Origin of the sequence: Enterobacter sp. CP102, from assembly GCF_025152625.1 — a bacterium.
GTDB classification, from domain to species: domain Bacteria; phylum Pseudomonadota; class Gammaproteobacteria; order Enterobacterales; family Enterobacteriaceae; genus Enterobacter; species Enterobacter soli.
The window spans coordinates 1,608,920-1,628,207 of the sequence record NZ_CP104014.1; the positions used below are offsets into that span (position 1 = coordinate 1,608,920).

The following is a 19,288-nucleotide window of genomic DNA, read 5'->3' on the forward strand; positions in this document are numbered from 1 at the left end:
AAATAAGATGAATTTTATTATTCATGGGACCCGTAATATGAAATTGAAAACCAGGAAAATATTTGCCTGCATACAAATTGTGTTGCAGTTGCTTCCTCCCTCCACGTTGCTCTATCTGTCACCCGCATTCAATGCCAGCGCGGAAAACGTAAAATCCACTCAGGAACAACAGCCCGCAAACAATTCAGATCAAAACGAAAGCAGCGTTGCGCAGGCCGCCGTGCAGGCAGGTTCCCTTCTCAGCAGCGACAATGCCACTGCTGCACTTGGCAGTGCGGTAGTTTCTGCCGCGACCGGCAAGGCAGCCTCCAGCGTGCAGGAGTGGTTGAGCCAGTTTGGTACTGCCCGGGTCAACATCAGTACAGATGAACACTTCACGCTTAGTGATTCCGATCTGGACCTGCTGGTGCCACTGTATAACGGAAAAGAGAATCTGTTTTTTACTCAATTAGGCGGTCGTCGTCATGATGACCGCAATATTATTAATGGTGGTTTGGGTTATCGTCATTTTAATGACGGCTGGATGTGGGGCACTAACGTATTTTATGACAGGCAGGTTTCTGGTAATCAACATCAACGTCTTGGATTAGGTACTGAACTGGGGTGGGATTATCTGAAAGTTTCCGCTAACGGTTATTTGCGCCTGAGTAACTGGATGTCATCTTCTCGCTATGAAGATTATGACGAACGCGCGGCGAATGGTTTTGATATTCGCGCGACAGGCTATTTACCTGCATATCCTCAACTCGGCGCGAATGTCATTTATGAACAGTATTATGGTGACAGTGTCGGTCTGTTTGGCGATGACGAAGACGATCGGCAGAAAGACCCGTATGCCGTCACGCTTGGGCTGAACTACACACCGGTTCCGCTGGTGACGATGGGTCTCAACCAGAAAATGGGTAAGAGCGGTGAAAATGATACCCAGATTAACCTTGCGCTGACCTGGACACCGGGTGTCCCGCTAAGTGCTCAGCTCGATCCATCTCAGGTGGCACTGCGGCGTACGCTTCAGGGCGGCCGTATGGATCTGGTCGATCGTAACAATAATATTGTGCTGGAGTACCGTAAGCAGGAGCTGATCTCACTGTCAGTTCCGTCGCAGCTGGAAGGCGCGGAGCAATCTAAGCAGACGGTTACCGCGAAGGTGAAGGCAAAGCATGGCCTTGACCGCATTGAGTGGCAGGGCGACAGCTTCTTTAGTCACGGGGGCAAAATTAGCGCAGGCGGCAGCCCTGAACAGTTCGTGATGACGCTACCGGTCTGGCAGGGCAGTAGTAGCAACAGCTACACGCTCAGTGCAACCGCATGGGATAAAAACGGTAATGCCTCAAAGCCGGACCAGATGCAGGTCACGGTGAACGGGTTTGATGTGAGCACCCTCCAGTCGACGACATCAGTTTCGCCAACAACGGTGCCAGCGGATGGCGCTTCCACTGCCACCGTAAGCGTGACGCTCAAAACCAGCACCGGTGAAGCCGCGACGGGGCTGGCGACGCGACTGACAGCAACGCTGACGTCTTCTGCAAAAACCGCAAATTCGTCATCTGCGACTGACAAAGCGCCAAAAATAGCCAGCTTTAGCGAAAGCGGTAGCGGCGTTTATACCGCCATCCTGACCAGCGGCACCACGCCGGACACGCTGACGATCCAGCCGTTAATCGACGGAACCACAAAACTTGCCACGGCGAAGCTGACGGAAGAGGCCACCGTGCTTATTTCTCAGCTGACCACGCTTGAACAGTCTGCAACCAGCGCGCTGGCGAGCGGCAGTGCGCCGATCACGCTGACAGCGCATGTGACGGATCAGTACGGTCAGCCGTTCCAGGGAGCCACCATTACCTGGTCTGCGGATAATGCTCAGGCGGTGCTGTCAGAGACGCAAAGCAGCACCGATGAGAGCGGCACCGCGAAGATCCAGGTAAGCAGTAAGGATATCATCACCACGGTGGTGACGGCGCAGCTGGAGGGAGGCAACGCCCTGAAGACACCGTCGCTGACCTTTACTGCGGATGCGTCGACGGCAAAAGTGACCACGATTAGCAGCGAAAAGCAGCAGGTCGTGGCGAACAATAATGACACGGATACGGTGACGGCCCAGGTCACGGATAATTACAGCCATCCGCTCTCCGGGGTAACGGTAAACTGGACGGTGGAAAAAACCGATGACACGCCAGTGGCAACCAAAACGTCGACCACTGACAGCAGCGGGAATGCGGTGCTGGCGCTGAAATCGTCGAAAACAGGAACCATCACGGTGAGTGCAGAAGTCAAAGGTACCTCACCGCAGGAAACAGATCCGATCGCCTTCGTGGCTGATGCCAGCACGCAGACGGTGAGTGAGATAACGCTCAGCAAGCAGAAGGCTGTGGCAAATGGCTCGGACAGCATTACCTATGAAGCGACCGTGACCGATGCCCAGGGAAATACGGTTGAGGGCGCGACGGTAAACTGGTCGGCAGATAACAGCGATGTGAAACTCAGCGCAGCGCAGACGACCAGCGACAGCCGCGGGGTGTCGCAAATTACGGTGACCTCACTGAAAGCGGGAACTGTGATCGTGAGCGCGGGTACCAGCAGCACGGCGATGAAGCAGGCTGGTAGCGCGGCCTTTACCGCGGACAGCAGCAGCGCGACGGTTACCACGCTGACCAGCGATCGCCAGTCGGCGCTGGCCAATGGCACGGACGGTATTGTGTTGAGCGCGACCGTAATCGATGCCAACGGTAACCCGCTGCAAAATGCGGATGTCAGCTGGCGAAGCGATCCGGCAACGGGCCAACTCTCCGCCAGCACAACGGCAACGAATGCCAGCGGGGTCGCTACGGTCACGCTGATGTCGCAGGACGTGAGCACTTACAGCGTGACGGCAGGCATTAATTCCACCACGAAAACTCTCTCTGGTCTGGGCTTTATTGCCGACACCAGTACGGCGCACCTGGAAAAACTCTCCTCTTCATCCAACAGCGTACTGGCGGATGGCAAAACGGCCATCACCCTGACGGCGAACGTTGTCGATCAGTCCGGGCATCCGGTGAAAGGCGAGCAAATTAACTGGAGCGCGGATAACGATAAAGCGCAGCTTTCAGTGACGCAGTCGGTCACGGACGAGCAGGGCCAGGTCCAGATTCAGGTGACCAGCAGCGATATCATTACCACGGTAGTGACGGCCCAGCATAACCAGGCAGAAGCGCTGAAAACCGATACCCTCAGTTTCACCGGTGATACCGCGTCGGCGAAGGTCGCCAGTATCAACAGTGAAAAAACTCAGGTGGTTGCAAATAACATTGATACCGATACGGTGACTGCACAGGTACTCGACAGCTACAACCATCCGTTAAGCGGCGTGACGGTGAACTGGAGTGCAGCAAACCCGGATGGCTCCTCAGTGAAAAGCAGCACCTCGGTAACCGACAGTCAGGGGAATGCGACCTGGACGCTGAAGTCAGCGAAAACCGGTGTCGTTACCGTGTCGGCCGCGGTATCCGGGACGCAGCCGAAAGAGACCGGGCAGATAACCTTTGTGGCGGATAGCAGTACGCAGAGTGTGAGTGTATTGACAGCTGATAAGACGCAGGCCACTGCCAGCGGGACGGACAACATCACCTACACAGCGACGGTAACGGACGCGCAGGGGAACAGGGTGCCGGGAGGGACGGTGAACTGGTCATCCGATAATGCCGATGCGAAACTGAGCGCCACTCAGACAACCAGCGCCGCTGACGGGACGTCGCAAATCAGCGTAACCTCCGTTAAGGCAGGCGATGTGGTGGTGACGGCGCAGACCAGTGAGGCGACGGCGAAGCAGGCGGATAAGGTGACGTTCGTGGCGGATGCCTCCACGGCGACAGTATCATCCATCACCAGCGATAACCCGACGGCGCTGGCCAACGGGTCAGATGCCATTACCGTAAAAGCCACCGTTGTGGATGCGCATGATAACCCGCTTACCGGTTCGGACGTGAGCTGGTCCCAGACCGTGCAGGACGGCGCATCAGCAAGCGGCAAACTGTCGTCAGACAGCAGTAAAACCGACGCCAGCGGCGTGGCACAGGTGCAGTTGACCTCCTCTGACGTGGCGAAATTTACCGTCACCGCCAGCGATAACGGCTCAACGCAGTCGCTAAAAGACCTCAGCTTTACGGCAGACAGCAGTACGGCGCAGGTCTTCTCGATGACGGCGGATAAAACCACGGATATCGTGGCGGATAAAGACACGGTCACCCTCACCGCGCTTGTGGTGGACGCGCAGAACCATCCGGTACCCCGTGCGACCGTAAACTGGAGCAGCAGCGAGCCGGACAGCAGCGTTACGCCGAACTCGTCGATAACGGGCGATGACGGTACAGCAACAGTGACCTTCTCCAGCCTGAAGGCGGGCAGTATCGACGTGACTGCGACGACCGGCAACAGCAGTAAGGTGCAGACCCTGCAGGTAATTGGTAACCAGGCAACGGCGAAGGTGACCGGCATCACGGCGGATAAACAGCAGGAGGTGGCTGACGGGACTGCCGAAATCACCTGGACTGCTGCGGTAACGGATGCCAACGGTAACGTGCTGAGCGGCACGACCCTGAACTGGAGCGCCAGTCTGGACGGCGTGACATTAACACCGTCCAGCAGCGACACGGATGCTAACGGCAACGCGACCACCAAAGGGACGTCGCTGAAATCCGGTGACGTGAAGGTGACGGCTACGCCGGCGACCAATACCAGCGGAGCGAAAACGGATGGGGCCGCGAAGTTCGTTGGTGATGTGAAAACAGCGAGGCTGATTTCCCTGACACCAAATATGATAAATCCCGTTATTAACAGTACGGGAGTAACCTACACCGCAGTTGTGAATGATGCCAATGACAACCCTGTTGAAGGGCAGAGTGTCGCCTGGACAACCAACCTGAACACGCTGACAGCAGAGGAAACGACGACGGACAGCTCAGGTAACACAACAGTGACATTGAAAGGGAGTTCAGTTGGGATTGCCACTGTTACCGCGACGGCTAATGGCACAAGCATCAAGAATAATCAGGTTTCCTTTGTTGATACGTTAAATGTTGACTGGAATATAACGGGAAGCAGTTCAAGTTATACCGGCGATGATGCCGTGTCGACGACAACGGGGACTGTTGGCTTTGAAGTGACTGGTGATACTCAGGGGCCTACTTCGTTAGTATGGAACGGTGATATTGGTGTGTCTTCAACATTGACGGTACCAATGACAAACGAACAGGGTGAAACGGTTAATGTCATATTCAAGGGGCAGCGAGGAACTGGAGGATGTGGCAACGTCGCATTTAACAACGCCGTAGCCTGTTATAACATTGCCTGGAGTACACCGGTTATTAAATACAGTGCGGATGATAACCCCACTCTCTCTCCAGGACGTTATACTGGCCACATCACGTTCAAAGGAGTGGAGTGGCATAATGAGAACAATTTACTGGCCTACAACATCGCCACTTCACTGACCGTTGAGTAATCTCTCCCCCCGCAGCCATCATACTGCGGGGGCTTTTCTCTTATCGCTTAACATATTCCCTCCGCTGCGTTATCTTTAAACTTCTTTACATAAGGTAAGGCAACACTGTTTTAGCCTTTCTATAATGAAGAAAAGCCCCAGTGTGATGGGCATGTCGTAAGAAAACAGGGGGCAAGGGATGTTGCTAAAGAAAATTCGTGGTCGTCAGCTGTCTGCACTGAGTTTGTGCCTGGCAGTGATGTTTGCTCCACTGTTAACTGCACAGGCCGATGAGCCTGAAATTGTGCCGACTGACAGCTCTGCAACAACAGGCGCACAGCCAACGTCGTTGTCACAGCCGCTGGAGCAATCTCCGGCGACGGCTATCATGGCCGGTATTAAGCCACTGCCGGAAGGCATAAACATTGAGTCACTCCAGCAACAGCTTCTGACGGGGCTGCCTTCAGGTTACAAACCTGCGTATCTCAACCAACTGACGCTGCTCTACGCTGCACGTGACATGAAGCCCATGTGGGACAATCGCGATGCGGTCCGTGCTTTCCAGCAACAGCTGGCAGAGGTGGCCATCGCCGGTTTTCAGCCGCAATTTACCGCCTGGGTTGAACTGCTGACCGACCCGTCAGTGACCGGCCTGGCGCGTGACATCGTGCTGTCAGATGCCATGATGGGCTACCTTCAGTTTGTCGCCGGAATTCCGGTCAATGGTAATCGCTGGCTCTACAGCGACAAGCCTTACAAGCTGGCAACCCCTGCGTTATCGGTGATCAACCAGTGGCAATTGTCGCTGGATAACGGCAATTTGCCGGGCTTTATTGCAAGCCTGGCTCCGGCGCATCCGCAGTATGGTCCTATGCATCAGTCATTGCTTACGCTGGTGTCTGACACGCGTCCGTGGCCGCAGCTACGTGGCGCGGGCTCGTTACGTCCGGGGCAGTGGAGCAGCGATGTGCCGGCCTTGCGCGAAATTCTCCGGCGTTCCGGTATTCTGGATGGCGGGCCAAAAATCGCTTTACCCGGTGACGACCCGCAGAGCGTAGTCGTTAGCCCGTCAGCACCTGCAAAAGCGAAAAACGCACAGGTCATCAGCGATAAACCGGCTGCCTACGATCGCGAGCTGGTGGCTGCCGTTAAGCAATTCCAGGCCGCACAAGGGCTGGGCGCCGACGGTGTGATAGGGCAATCCACGCGCGACTGGCTGAACGTGACTCCTGCGCAGCGGGCAGGTGTGCTGGCGCTGAATATTCAGCGTCTGCGCCTGCTGCCAGGCACGTTATCGACCGGCATTATGGTGAATATTCCGGCGTACTCGCTGGTGTATTACCAGAACGGCAGTGAAGTTCTGGCCTCCCGCGTGATTGTGGGCCGCCCGGACCGTAAAACGCCAATGATGAGCAGCGCCCTGAATAACGTCGTGGTTAACCCGCCGTGGAATGTACCCCCAACGCTTGCCCGCAAGGATATCCTGCCAAAAGTATGGAATGATCCGGGCTATCTTGAACGTCATGGCTATACCGTAATGCGCGGCTGGAACAGCAAGGAAGCGATAGACCCTTACATGGTTGACTGGTCAACTATTACTGCGTCTAACCTGCCGTTCCGTTTCCAGCAGGCGCCTGGCGCGCATAACTCGCTCGGGCGTTACAAATTCAACATGCCGAGTTCGGAAGCGATTTATCTGCACGACACGCCAAACCACAACCTGTTTCAGAAAGATACCCGTGCGCTGAGCTCTGGTTGCGTTCGCGTCAATAAAGCCTCTGAGCTTGCGAATATGCTGTTGCAGGATGCGGGCTGGAACGACACGCGGATATCTGATGCGCTGAAACAAGGCGATACACGCTACGTTAATATTCGACACAATATTCCGGTTAATCTTTACTATCTGACTGCGTTTGTTGGCGAAGATGGGCGTACCCAGTATCGTACAGATATTTACAATTACGATCTCACCGCGCGATCGGGCGCACAAATTTTGCCAAAAGCTGAACAATTAATCAGGTAAATGAAGTAGTTCGGGAAAATCGATTGTCGTAAGTTATGGTGGATGCGTGGCAATATGGCTGTAGGCCGCGTGTTTACTGGGGTTGGGCGCCTTGACGTAGGTTGTTTTGCCAGTTAAGGTGCCCTTCGTGCGCTAAGCATATATACGATAAACATTGACCTGTAGACCTGATTATCATGGACAAATTTGACGCTAATCGCCGCAAACTGCTGGCGTTAGGTGGTGTTGCGCTTGGCGCAGCGGCCATCTTGCCTACGCCAGCATTTGCCACCCTCTCGACACCTCGTCCGCGTATTTTAACGCTCAACAATCTGCATACTGGTGAGTCGCTTAAAGCGGAATTTTTCGATGGCAGAGGCTATATTCAGGATGAATTAGCAAAACTAAACCATTTTTTCCGTGATTTCCGCGCGAATAAAATAAAAGCCATCGATCCTGGATTATTTGATCAGCTTTTCCGCCTCCAGGGCCTGCTCGGAACCAGCAAGCCAGTGCAACTCGTTTCCGGTTATCGCTCTCTTGATACCAATAACGAGCTGCGCGCCCATAGCCGTGGGGTAGCTAAAAAAAGCTATCACACTAAAGGACAGGCGATGGATTTTCATATTGAAGGCGTTTCGTTAGCCAATATTCGCAAAGCTGCGTTATCTATGCGTGCAGGTGGTGTAGGATATTACCCCAGCAGCAACTTTGTGCATATTGATACCGGGCCCGTTCGGCACTGGTAATAACGAAATACAGGAGCAGTATGAACTATCGTATTATTCCGGTTACCGCGTTCTCCCAGAACTGTTCATTAATCTGGTGTGAGCAAACCAAACTGGCCGCGCTTGTCGATCCCGGTGGTGACGCCGGGAAAATCAAGCAAGAAGTCGCAGCGTCGGGTGTGACGCTGATGCAGATTTTGCTGACCCATGGTCATCTTGATCATGTGGGGGCTGCGGCGGAGCTGGCGCAACACTACGGTGTGCCGGTGATTGGCCCGGAAAAAGAAGATGAGTTCTGGCTGCAAGGGTTACCTGCCCAAAGCCGCATGTTTGGTCTTGATGAGTGTCAACCTCTGACACCCGATCGTTGGCTGAACGAAGGGGAGAGCGTTACCGTAGGGAATGTGACTTTACAGGTGTTGCATTGTCCTGGGCATACGCCAGGTCATATCGTCTTCTTTGATGATAAATCGCGTCTGCTGATTTCCGGTGATGTGATTTTCAAAGGTGGCGTAGGACGCAGCGACTTCCCGCGCGGCGACCACGGCCAGCTGATTCAGTCGATTAAACAGAAATTATTGCCGCTGGGTGATGACGTGACGTTTATTCCTGGGCATGGCCCGATGTCGACGCTGGGTTATGAGCGTTTACACAACCCGTTCCTTCAGGATGAAATGCCTGTCTGGTAAACCCGATTAAATAAAAAAAGCCTGCATGATGCAGGCTTTTTTATTTGCCGGGTGAGTGAAAACACCCGACGGATGGTTACAGCACAGCGACAATCGCTTCGCACAGCGGCGCCATGTTGTCTGGCGTCATGCCGGCAACGTTCACACGGCCTGAAGCCACCGCATACACGCCAAACTCTTCACGCAGACGCAGAACCTGTTCTTTGGTCAGGCCGCTGAAAGAGAACATGCCGTTCTGTTTAATGATGAAGCTGAAGTCGCGGTCAGCGCCTTTCTCAGCCAGAGTGTTCACAAACAGCAGACGCATACGCTGGATGCGCTGACGCATATCGTTCAGCTCTTGTTCCCAGATTGCACGCAGGGCGTCGTTGCTCAGGATGGTGGCAACCACAGATGCGCCGTGTGCTGGTGGGTTAGAGTAGTTCGCGCGGATCACGGACTTCATCTGGCTGAATGCGCGATCAACAGTTTGTTCATCAGCAGCCACCAGAGTACATGCACCGACACGCTCGTTGTACAGGCCAAAGTTCTTGGAGTAGGAGCTGGCAACAATCAGTTCCTGATGCACAGCAGCGAAGGCGCGCAGGCCTTCAGCATCTTCTTCCAGACCACGGGCAAAGCCCTGGTAGGCGAAGTCGAACAGCGGCAGCCAGCCTTTTTCAACGGACAGTTTAGCCAGCTGTTCCCACTGCTCAAGCGTAGGATCGATACCCGTTGGGTTATGGCAGCAGCCGTGGAACAGTACCACATCACCAGCCTGCGCTTCGCTCAGGCTGGCCAGCAGGCCGTCGAAGTCGAGAGAGTGGTTTGCCGCGTCATAATAGGCGTATTCACGCACTTCCAGACCCGCAGAGTTAAACACGCTTTTGTGGTTCGGCCAGCTTGGATTGCTGACCCACACGCGCTTAACGGAGGTATTTTTTGCCAGGAAATCCGCCGCAACGCGCAGCGCGCCAGTACCGCCAGGGGTCTGTGCAGTGCGGGCACGCTTATCGGTCACGATCGCGTTGCCTTTTCCGAACAGTAGTTCCTGAGTGCAACGACCAAATTCAGGGATACCATCAATACCGAGGTAGTTTTTGGTGGTTTCGTTTTCCAGCAGATACTGCTCAGCTTTTTTAACGCTGGTCAGTACCGGAGTCTTGCCGGTTTCATCTTTATATACACCAATACCCAGGTTGATTTTGCCAGGGCGGTCGTCGGCACGAAACAGATCGGCCAGGCCCAGAATTGGGTCGGCAGGAGCGGCGGTAATGTTCTCAAACATGACGAAGTTCCATTGTGATTACAGAAGTGAAATCCGCTATCAGGTTAACGGTAGATTTACAAAATGCCAACCGTTTGCGACGAAAAGCGTGCGGCTTTTCAAAAGTCGCCATTTTTTACTATCAGACATAAAAAAACAGGGCCGAAGCCCTGTTCATTAAGCATATAACAAAGTGGTGTACTGATTAGAACTGGTAGGTCACAGCCATTGCAACCTGGTCGTCTTTACCGTTCACGATACCAACGTTACGAGAGTAAGAGGTGTCGTCGATCAGGTTCAGCTGGTAGTCAACATAGATGTTGAAGTTTTTGTTGAAGTAGTAAGTTGCGCCCAGTTCAACGAATTTCTGCAGGTCAGCATCGCCGCCATTGAAGGTGCCACGCTGAGCCAGGTTTTTACCTTTGGACTGAACGTAAGACACGGAAGGACGCAGACCGAAGTCGAACTGGTACTGAGCGATCACTTCGAAGTTCTGAGTTTTGTTCGCGAATGTACCGTCAGCTTCACGGGTCATGTTGCGGGTTTCAGCATAGGTGGTTGCCAGGTAGATGTTGTTCGCATCATATTTAGCACCAACAGCCCATGCTTCAGCTTTGTCGCCTTTGCCATCAGCAGTCTGAAGGTTGGTACGGTCAGAGTTGCTGTATGCACCGATCAGGCCGAAACCTTCACCGAATTCGTAACCAACGGAAGTACCGAAACCGTCACCGTTAGCGGTTTTAACGTCAGTACGTTCGTTTTTACCCTGATACTGCAGGCCCAGGCTCAGACCATCAACCAGACCGAAGAAGTCGGTGTTGCGGTAGGTCAGAACGCCAGTAGTACGGCCAGTCATGAAGTTATCAGAGTAGTTAGCCCAGGTCATACCGGAGAAAGAAGGTGCCATATCGGTCAGACCTTCTACATCGTATACGATACCGTAGTTACGGCCGTAGTCGATGGAACCAGCATCACCGGCTTTCAGACCAGCGAACGCCAGACGGGTACGCTGAGACTGGTTGCTTTCTGCCTGGCTTGCCAGGGCACGGTATTCCCACTGACCGTAACCAGTCAGTTGGTCATTGATCTGAGTTTCGCCTTTGAAACCGATCTGTGCATAGGTGTTGTCGCTGCTGTCGGTGTTGTCACCAGAGGTAACGAAGTCGTGCTCACCAACTACTTTCCCGTACAGATCCAGTTTGTTGCCGTTTTTGTTATAGATTTCTGCAGCGTTAGCTGCACCGGCTACCAGCAGAGCAGGGATAACCACTGCCAGAATATTGCGCTTCATCATTATTTATTACCCTCATTGGTTTTTTTATGACACTCGCCACTGCCGTCAATAAATTCTGTCAATAAATATTTCCGGAACTATTGATGAGAGTTTGGTGTCTTTATGTATCTGACAGGCATCTTTCCATTCATAGAACCGTTTCGCTAGCCTGAAAATGCTACAATTCTCAAGATTGAGTAACAAAAAGAAATAATGTGTAAGAATTTGTGTATTTTAAGGAACTTTGTGAACCACCTCAAATTTCAGAACTGATTGGCTAATTAAAAGTCTGATTCATTCCTATGTATATGAATTGCTTATGCTTAATTTGGATAAAGGCAATTCATATAAACAGAAGTTAAACGACTCGTTTTTTCTTATGACTGCTGACAGCCTTCTGGATGGCTGTAAATGTGGTTGAAATTTGTGCTAATGCGTAAGATATGTATTAAGCGCAATAAGAGTGCGGTTTATTTTTTGTTCATAGATATTTCGTGGAAACAAAACGTAACAGGTAGAGGTTATGACGGGGTTGTAGTTTAAAGATGCTGACTTTCAACTGACGAAAACTGACAAAGCAGGATAAAATAATGGCCAGCAATTGCTGGCCATTTTAATTAACGCGGAATTAGAAGCTTGCGTTACGTGGAGTACGTGGGAATGGAATCACGTCACGCACGTTCTGAACGCCGGTCACGTAAGCGATCAGACGCTCGAAGCCCAGACCGAAACCGGAGTGAGGCACGGTGCCGTAACGACGCAGGTCGCGATACCAGCTGTAATCAGCCGGGTTCAGGCCCATCTCTTCCATACGGGCATCCAGCACGTCCAGACGCTCTTCACGCTGAGAGCCACCGATAATTTCACCGATGCCCGGTGCCAGCACGTCCATCGCCGCAACAGTTTTACCGTCTTCGTTAAGGCGCATGTAGAAGGCCTTAATGTCTTTCGGATAGTTTTTCACCACCACTGGTGCTTTGAAGTGCTTCTCTGCCAGGTAACGCTCATGCTCGGAAGAGAGATCGACGCCCCAGTAAACCGGGTTCTCGAACGTCTCACCGCATTTTTCGAGGATCGCAACCGCATCGGTGTAATCCACCTGCGCGAAGTCAGCCGAAACAAAACGCTCCAGACGGGCAATCGCGTCGTTATCCACACGCTCGGCGAAGAATTTCATGTCGTCAGCGCGTTCTTCCAGAACCGCTTTGAACACGTACTTAAGCATCGCTTCTGCCAGGCCCGCAACATCATTCAGGTCAGCAAACGCCACTTCTGGCTCCAGCATCCAGAATTCCGCCAGGTGGCGGCTGGTGTTGGAGTTTTCCGCACGGAAGGTTGGGCCGAAGGTGTAGATCTTAGACAACGCACAGGCGTAAGTTTCGCCGTTGAGCTGGCCGGACACCGTCAGGAAGGCCTCTTTACCGAAGAAGTCTTTGTCGTAATCGATTTTGCCTTCCGGCGTGCGCGGCAGGTTTTCCATATCCAGCGTGGATACGCGGAACATTTCACCTGCGCCTTCGGTATCGGAGGCCGTAATCAGCGGGGTAGAAACCCAGAAGTAACCCTGCTCGTCAAAGAAACGATGCAGCGCTTGCGCCAGCGTATGACGAACGCGAGCAACCGCACCAATCAGGTTGGTGCGCGGACGCAGGTGCGCCACTTCACGCAGATACTCGATGCTGTGGCGTTTTGCCGCCATCGGGTAAGTATCAGGATCTTCAACCCAGCCGGTCACTTCAATGGCAGACGCCTGAATTTCGAAGCTCTGGCCCTGGCCCGGAGAGGCAACCACTACGCCTGTTACGATAACGGAACAACCCGTGGTCAGGTGCAGGACGTCATCATTGTAATTGGGCAGAGAATTATTAATGACGGCCTGTACAGGATCAAAGCAGGAACCGTCATAGACGGCAAGGAAGGAGATGCCAGCTTTAGAATCTCGGCGAGTACGCACCCATCCGCGCACGGTGACTTCTTGGTCAACGGCGACACGGCCCTGGAGTACGTCGGCTACAGGCACAACGCTCATAATATTCTCTCTGTTAATAGTCGGAAAAAATAGACACTTGTCCACCCTTATGGGGGGATATCTATGTTACCTGGCATCTGCCATCAGACAAGCAGATTTCGCAGTCAAAAGAGAAGAAATCGGAAATAAATAAGAAGAAGGGAGCCAGAAGGCTCCCTGAGATGACTTAGCTTGCTTTTTTAACCTGAGGCAGGTCGAAGGCTTCACGCAACGCACGCACAAATGCCTTGTCGTGACAGATGGTTTTTCCCGGGCTGTCGGAGAGTTTCGCTACCGGCTTGCCGTTACATTCCACCAGTTTAATGACAATGTTCAGAGGTTTCACCTGAGGAATATCACAGGTTAAGCGGGTGCCAATACCAAAGCTCAGGTTAACCCTGGCGGAAAAATGACGATAAAGATCGACCGCTTTGGCTAAATCCAGGTTATCGGAAAAGACCAATACCTTGCTCATCGGGTCGATACCCAGTTTTTCGTAATGGGCAATGGCCTTCTCACCCCATTCCACCGGATCCCCGGAATCATGGCGTAAGCCCTGGTAGCGCGTAGCAAATTCTGGCCCAAAATCGCGCAGGAAGGCATCCATTGTAATGCAGTCGGTCAACGCGATCCCTAACTGGTCTGGATACTCTTCCAGCCATGCCGCCAGTGCAGCACGCTGGCTGGTAGCGAGGTCCGGGCTAATTTGTTGATGCGCCTGGAACCATTCGTGCGCCTGGGTGCCCATCGGCGTCAGATTCAGGCGGCGTGCCAGATCGTAATTACTGGTGCCAACGAACCAGGACTCCTGTTGCAGGCGCTTAACAATAGCCTGCTGCACTTCGCGGGAGAAACGACGGCGCGTACCAAAATCCATCAGGCGGAAGCGCGACATATCCAGCCCTTCGGTCAGCTGCGAGAACTCAACAAGTTTGTTTTCCAGCGACGCAACGGCCTGTTCAACGCCTGTTTCGGGCGAGCGATAGCGATGTGCAAGCTCGCTGATCACTGCCAGCAGCGGCACTTCCCACATAATCACTTCGCGCCACGGGCCTTCCAGGCGGATGTTCAGCTTGCCGTTATCGTTGGTGACGGTCACCTGCGTCGGGTTATAGCGGAAATCACGCAGCCAGTTCAGATAGTCGGTTTTGAAGAAGGGAAGGCCAGCAAGCCACTGGTATTCATCGTCCCGCAGAGCCAGATGCTGCATAGCATCGACCTGTTCACGAATGGAATCTGCGTAGATACCCAGCAAGTCGTCGCCCCGGCAGCGAAATTCCGCCGCAACATGGACATCATAATAATGGTGGAAAACGGCTTGCTGCATATGCAGTTTATACGCATCGGTATCCAGCAACGTATGCAGAACAGGAGAAGCGAATTGAGTCATAGGTGCGCAGTAGCATCCTCTCACAGGAGCGTTTAGTACAATAAACAACTACAGAAACCGCTGGAGTATACCTTGTTTAGCGATTTATTGAACCCCGATCACAACATAAGCTGTAGTTATGGTCGAGGGCATTTCGTGCCCCGTGTTATAAAAATGTAGCAAAAAGGGGCTTTGCACCTGAAAAGATGAACATTCTGCATAGCGCGTTTTACACAACAGGAATATATTGAATCGTTACTCGACAAACGATGCATAAGGTTTTCTATGACACAACAGCCACAAGCCAAATACCGCCACGACTACCGTGCGCCGGATTACCTGATTAGCGATATCGATCTGACTTTTGACCTGGATGCCAATAAAACCGTGGTAACGGCGGTAAGCCAGGTGACGCGCCAAAGCGCGACCGCAGTACCGCTGCGTCTTGATGGTGAAGACCTGACGCTGGTATCCCTGCATATTAATGACGAAGCCTGGACTGACTATAAAGAAGAAGGCAACCAGCTGGTCATTAACAGCCTGCCGGACCATTTTACCCTGCGCATCGTGAATGAGATCAGCCCTGCGGCCAATACCGCGCTGGAAGGGCTTTACCAGTCGGGCGTGGCGCTGTGTACGCAGTGCGAAGCGGAAGGTTTCCGCCACATCACCTGGTATCTGGACCGCCCGGACGTGCTGGCGCGCTTCACGACCAAAATTATTGCCGATAAAACCCTTTATCCGTTCCTGCTCTCTAACGGTAACCGCGTGGGTGAAGGCGAGCTGGAAAATGGTCGCCACTGGGTGCAGTGGCAGGATCCGTTCCCGAAACCATGCTACCTGTTTGCGCTGGTGGCGGGGGATTTCGACGTCCTGCGCGATACCTTCAAAACCCGTTCCGGACGCGATGTGGCGCTGGAGCTGTTTGTTGACCGCGGTAACCTCGACCGCGCGCCGTGGGCAATGACTTCGCTTATCAACTCCATGAAGTGGGACGAAGAGCGCTTTGGCCTCGAATACGATCTCGACATCTATATGATCGTTGCCGTCGACTTCTTTAATATGGGCGCGATGGAGAATAAAGGTCTGAACATCTTTAACTCCAAATACGTGCTGGCGCGTACCGATACCGCAACCGATAAAGATTATCTCGATATCGAACGCGTGATTGGCCACGAGTACTTCCACAACTGGACCGGTAACCGCGTCACCTGTCGCGACTGGTTCCAGCTGAGCCTGAAAGAGGGCTTAACCGTCTTCCGTGACCAGGAGTTCAGCTCTGACCTGGGTTCACGCGCGGTTAACCGTATCAACAACGTGCGCACCATGCGCGGCCTGCAATTTGCCGAAGATGCCAGCCCAATGGCGCACCCGATTCGCCCGGATAAAGTTATTGAAATGAATAATTTCTACACCCTGACGGTGTATGAAAAAGGTTCTGAAATCATCCGTATGATCCACACCCTGCTGGGTGAAGAGAACTTCCAGAAAGGGATGCAGCTCTACTTCGAACGCCACGACGGCAGCGCCGCCACCTGTGACGATTTTGTCCAGGCGATGGAAGATGCCTCGAACGTTGATCTGTCCCATTTCCGCCGCTGGTACAGCCAGGCCGGTACGCCGATTGTGACCGTCAAAGATGATTACAACCCGGAAACCGAACAGTACACGCTGACCATCAGCCAGCGCACGCCGCCAACGGCTGAGCAGGAAGAGAAACATCCGCTGCATATCCCGTTCAGCATTGAACTGTATGATAACGAAGGCAAAGTGATCCCATTGCAGAAGGGCGGTCATCCGGTACATTCCGTACTGAATGTAACGCAGCCTGAGCAAACCTTTATCTTCGATAACGTCTACTTCCAGCCAGTTCCGGCGCTGCTGTGTGAGTTTTCCGCACCGGTGAAGCTGGAGTACAAATGGAGCGATCAGCAGCTGACGTTCCTGATGCGTCACGCGCGCAACGACTTCTCCCGCTGGGATGCGGCGCAAAGCCTGCTGGCAACTTACATCAAGCTGAACGTTAACCGCCATCAGCAGGGCCAGCCGTTGTCGCTGCCGGTGCATGTGGCCGACGCCTTCCGCGCGGTTCTGCTGGATGAGAAGATTGACCCGGCGCTGGCTGCGGAAATTCTGACCTTACCGTCGGCAGGTGAAATCGCCGAGCTGTTCGAGATTATCGATCCGATTGCGATCGTGGCCGTTCGTGAAGCGCTGACCCGCACTCTGGCCGCTGAGCTGGCTGACGAATTCCTGGCTATCTATAACGCGAATAAACTGGCTGAATACCGTGTGGAACATGCCGACATTGGCAAGCGTTCGCTGCGTAATACCTGCCTGCGTTATCTGGCCTTCGGTGAAGTCGAACTGGCGAACACCCTGGTGAGCAAACAGTATCATGACGCCGACAACATGACTGATGCCCTGGCTGCCCTGGCGGCAAGCGTTGCGGCCGAACTGCCGTGCCGTGATGCGCTGATGCAGGAATACGACGACAAGTGGCATCAGGATGGCCTGGTGATGGACAAATGGTTCATCCTTCAGTCCACAAGCCCGGCGGCAGATGCCCTGAACACCGTTCGCAGCCTGCTGAAACACCGCTCTTTCACCATGAGCAACCCGAACCGTGTCCGTTCGCTGATTGGTGCATTTGCCAGCAGCAACCCGGCAGCGTTCCACGCTGAAGACGGCAGCGGTTATCAGTTCATGGTTGAGATGTTGACCGAGCTGAACAGCCGTAACCCGCAGGTGGCGTCACGTCTGATTGAGCCGCTGATCCGCCTGAAACGCTACGATGCGAAGCGTCAGGCGAAGATGCGCGCCGCGCTCGAGCAGCTGAAAGGGCTGGAAAATCTGTCTGGCGATCTGTACGAGAAGATTGCTAAGGCATTGGCCTGATATATAAGTTAACCCGCCCTCTCCCTGTGGGAGAGGGCCGGGGTGAGGGCATCAGGCATTAGCCTTTCTTCGCTGTAGCTCAGTTTCCCCACGCTTCATTACCCGTTCCAGCACTTCCGCTTCCAGCTCTGCCAGTCTTGCTGACCCCACGCGACGTGGGCGCGGAATATCCACCGTCAGATCCAGCCCAATTTTTCCCTCTTCTATCAGCAGCACACGGTCAGCCATTGCCACGGCTTCGCTGACGTCATGCGTCACCAGCAATACCGTAAATCCGTGCTCCTGCCATAAAGAGACAATCAAATCCTGCATTTCGATACGCGTCAGGGCATCCAGTGCGCCGAGCGGTTCATCAAGCAGCAACAGACCGGGGCGGTGAATCAGTGCCCTGGCCAGCGCCACGCGCTGTTTCTGCCCACCGGACAATGCCGCCGGCCACTCACCCGCGCGATTTTCCAGCCCAACAGCGGCCAGCGCCTGCCGGGCTTCGTCTCGCCAGTTGCCTTTCAGACCCAGCCCGACGTTGTCGATAACCGTTTTCCACGGCAGCAGACGCGCATCCTGGAACATCATGCGGGTATCATCCTGAATATCGGCAAGCGGGGTATTTCCGGCCAACAGCTCGCCGCCGTTTGGCGCTTCCAGCCCGGCCAACAGCCGCAGCAGCGTACTTTTCCCGCCGCCGCTGCGCCCCACAACCGCCACAAATTGCCCGGCGGGAATATGCAGATCCAGTGCGTTAAGAATGGTGTTCTCGCCGTAGCGTTTTGTCACACCGCTGAGCAACAGCGGTGTTCCCTGGTTCAGTCGGGCGGTATTCATGCGTTTGCCTCCTGAGTGGTATAGGCCGGATTCCAGCGCAGCCAGCTACGTTCAAGCCACTGGGCGCTGACGTCGGCAAGTTTGCCGAGCAGGGCATAAAGGATGATGGCGACTACCACCACGTCGGTTTGCAGAAATTCACGGGCGTTCATCGCCAGATAGCCGATGCCGGAGTTGGCCGAGATGGTTTCCGCCACAATCAACGTCAGCCACATCAGCCCAAGCGCAAAGCGCACACCCACCATAATGGAGGGCAGGGCGCCCGGCAGGATCACATGGATAAACAGGGCAAAGCCGGATAATCCGTAGCTGCGCGCCATCTCTACCAGCCCGCGATCGATATTGCGGATCCCGTGCCAGGTATTGATGTAAATCGGGAACAGCGTTCCCAGCGCGACAAGGAAAATCTTGGCGCTTTCATCAATGCCAAACCACAAAATAACCAGCGGGATCAACGCCAGATGCGGCACGTTACGCAGCATCTGGATTGAGGTGTCCAGCAAACGCTCACCCCAGCGAGACAGCCCGCTGATAAGCCCAAGCGTCAGACCTATGCCTCCGCCAATCGAAAAACCAATCACCGCACGCCAGGAGCTGATAGCCAGGTGTTGCCACAGTTCGCCGCTCACGCTGAGTGACCAGAACGCTTCCACGACGCCCTCCGGGGAGGGCAAAATGCGGCTCGATAACCAGCCGGTTGACGAGGCCAGTTGCCAGATGGCCACAATGCCAACGGGCAAAAACCAGGGGGCGGCACGCAGCAGCCATTTTTGTGCGGTGACAGACATAGGCGCT

11 protein-coding genes are annotated in these 19,288 nt (G+C 53.9%); 5 read left to right on the forward strand and 6 right to left on the reverse strand.

Annotated features, from left to right (window positions below):
• Positions 1 to 37 precede the first annotated feature (37 nt).
• The 4 genes from N1249_RS07480 to N1249_RS07495 all read left to right on the forward strand — a co-directional run bounded on the left by N1249_RS07480 (position 38) and on the right by N1249_RS07495 (position 8,877).
• Complete coding sequence (locus N1249_RS07480) at positions 38 to 5,479, forward strand: Ig-like domain-containing protein (RefSeq protein ID WP_259836288.1); 5,442 nt, start codon at positions 38 to 40, stop codon at positions 5,477 to 5,479.
• Between the two features lie 178 nt (positions 5,480 to 5,657).
• Positions 5,658 to 7,481 (forward strand): L,D-transpeptidase, encoded by a 1,824-nt coding sequence (gene ldtD / locus N1249_RS07485; protein ID WP_259836291.1) that lies wholly within the window; start codon positions 5,658 to 5,660, stop codon positions 7,479 to 7,481.
• 176 nt (positions 7,482 to 7,657) lie between these two features.
• Positions 7,658 to 8,209 (forward strand): YcbK family protein, encoded by a 552-nt coding sequence (locus N1249_RS07490; protein WP_014069598.1) that lies wholly within the window; start codon positions 7,658 to 7,660, stop codon positions 8,207 to 8,209.
• Positions 8,210 to 8,229: 20 nt separating this feature from the next.
• Entirely contained in the window at positions 8,230 to 8,877 is a 648-nt protein-coding gene (locus N1249_RS07495; protein ID WP_259836294.1) for an MBL fold metallo-hydrolase, read from the forward strand.
• Positions 8,878 to 8,953: 76 nt separating this feature from the next.
• Here the strand turns inward: N1249_RS07495 and N1249_RS07500 are convergent, their stop codons facing one another.
• The 4 genes from N1249_RS07500 to pncB all read right to left on the reverse strand — a co-directional run bounded on the left by N1249_RS07500 (position 8,954) and on the right by pncB (position 14,794).
• Complete coding sequence (locus tag N1249_RS07500) at positions 8,954 to 10,144, reverse strand: amino acid aminotransferase (protein WP_166717070.1); 1,191 nt, start codon at positions 10,142 to 10,144, stop codon at positions 8,954 to 8,956.
• Between the two features lie 184 nt (positions 10,145 to 10,328).
• Entirely contained in the window at positions 10,329 to 11,417 is a 1,089-nt protein-coding gene (locus N1249_RS07505) for a porin (RefSeq protein WP_311202543.1), read from the reverse strand.
• A 607-nt stretch (positions 11,418 to 12,024) separates the two neighbouring features.
• Positions 12,025 to 13,425: an asparagine--tRNA ligase gene (asnS, locus tag N1249_RS07510; RefSeq protein WP_182060251.1), complete on the reverse strand. Its 1,401-nt coding sequence runs from the start codon at positions 13,423 to 13,425 to the stop codon at positions 12,025 to 12,027.
• 166 nt (positions 13,426 to 13,591) lie between these two features.
• A complete protein-coding gene (gene pncB / locus N1249_RS07515) occupies positions 13,592 to 14,794 on the reverse strand; it encodes a nicotinate phosphoribosyltransferase (RefSeq protein ID WP_259836301.1) in 1,203 nt (400 codons plus the stop codon).
• A 264-nt stretch (positions 14,795 to 15,058) separates the two neighbouring features.
• Between pncB and pepN the strand changes: the two genes are divergently transcribed.
• Positions 15,059 to 17,671: an aminopeptidase N gene (gene pepN, locus N1249_RS07520; protein ID WP_259836304.1), complete on the forward strand. Its 2,613-nt coding sequence runs from the start codon at positions 15,059 to 15,061 to the stop codon at positions 17,669 to 17,671.
• A gap of 51 nt (positions 17,672 to 17,722) precedes the next feature.
• Here pepN and ssuB read toward each other — a convergent pair whose 3' ends face one another.
• Positions 17,723 to 18,493: an aliphatic sulfonates ABC transporter ATP-binding protein gene (gene ssuB / locus N1249_RS07525; RefSeq protein WP_259836307.1), complete on the reverse strand. Its 771-nt coding sequence runs from the start codon at positions 18,491 to 18,493 to the stop codon at positions 17,723 to 17,725.
• The gene (ssuC, locus tag N1249_RS07530; protein WP_259836310.1) at positions 18,490 to 19,281 is read right to left on the reverse strand and encodes an aliphatic sulfonate ABC transporter permease SsuC; all 792 of its coding nucleotides are present in this window, start codon (positions 19,279 to 19,281) and stop codon (positions 18,490 to 18,492) included. The genes ssuB and ssuC overlap by 4 nt, the downstream gene beginning before the upstream one ends.
• Positions 19,282 to 19,288 lie beyond the last annotated feature (7 nt).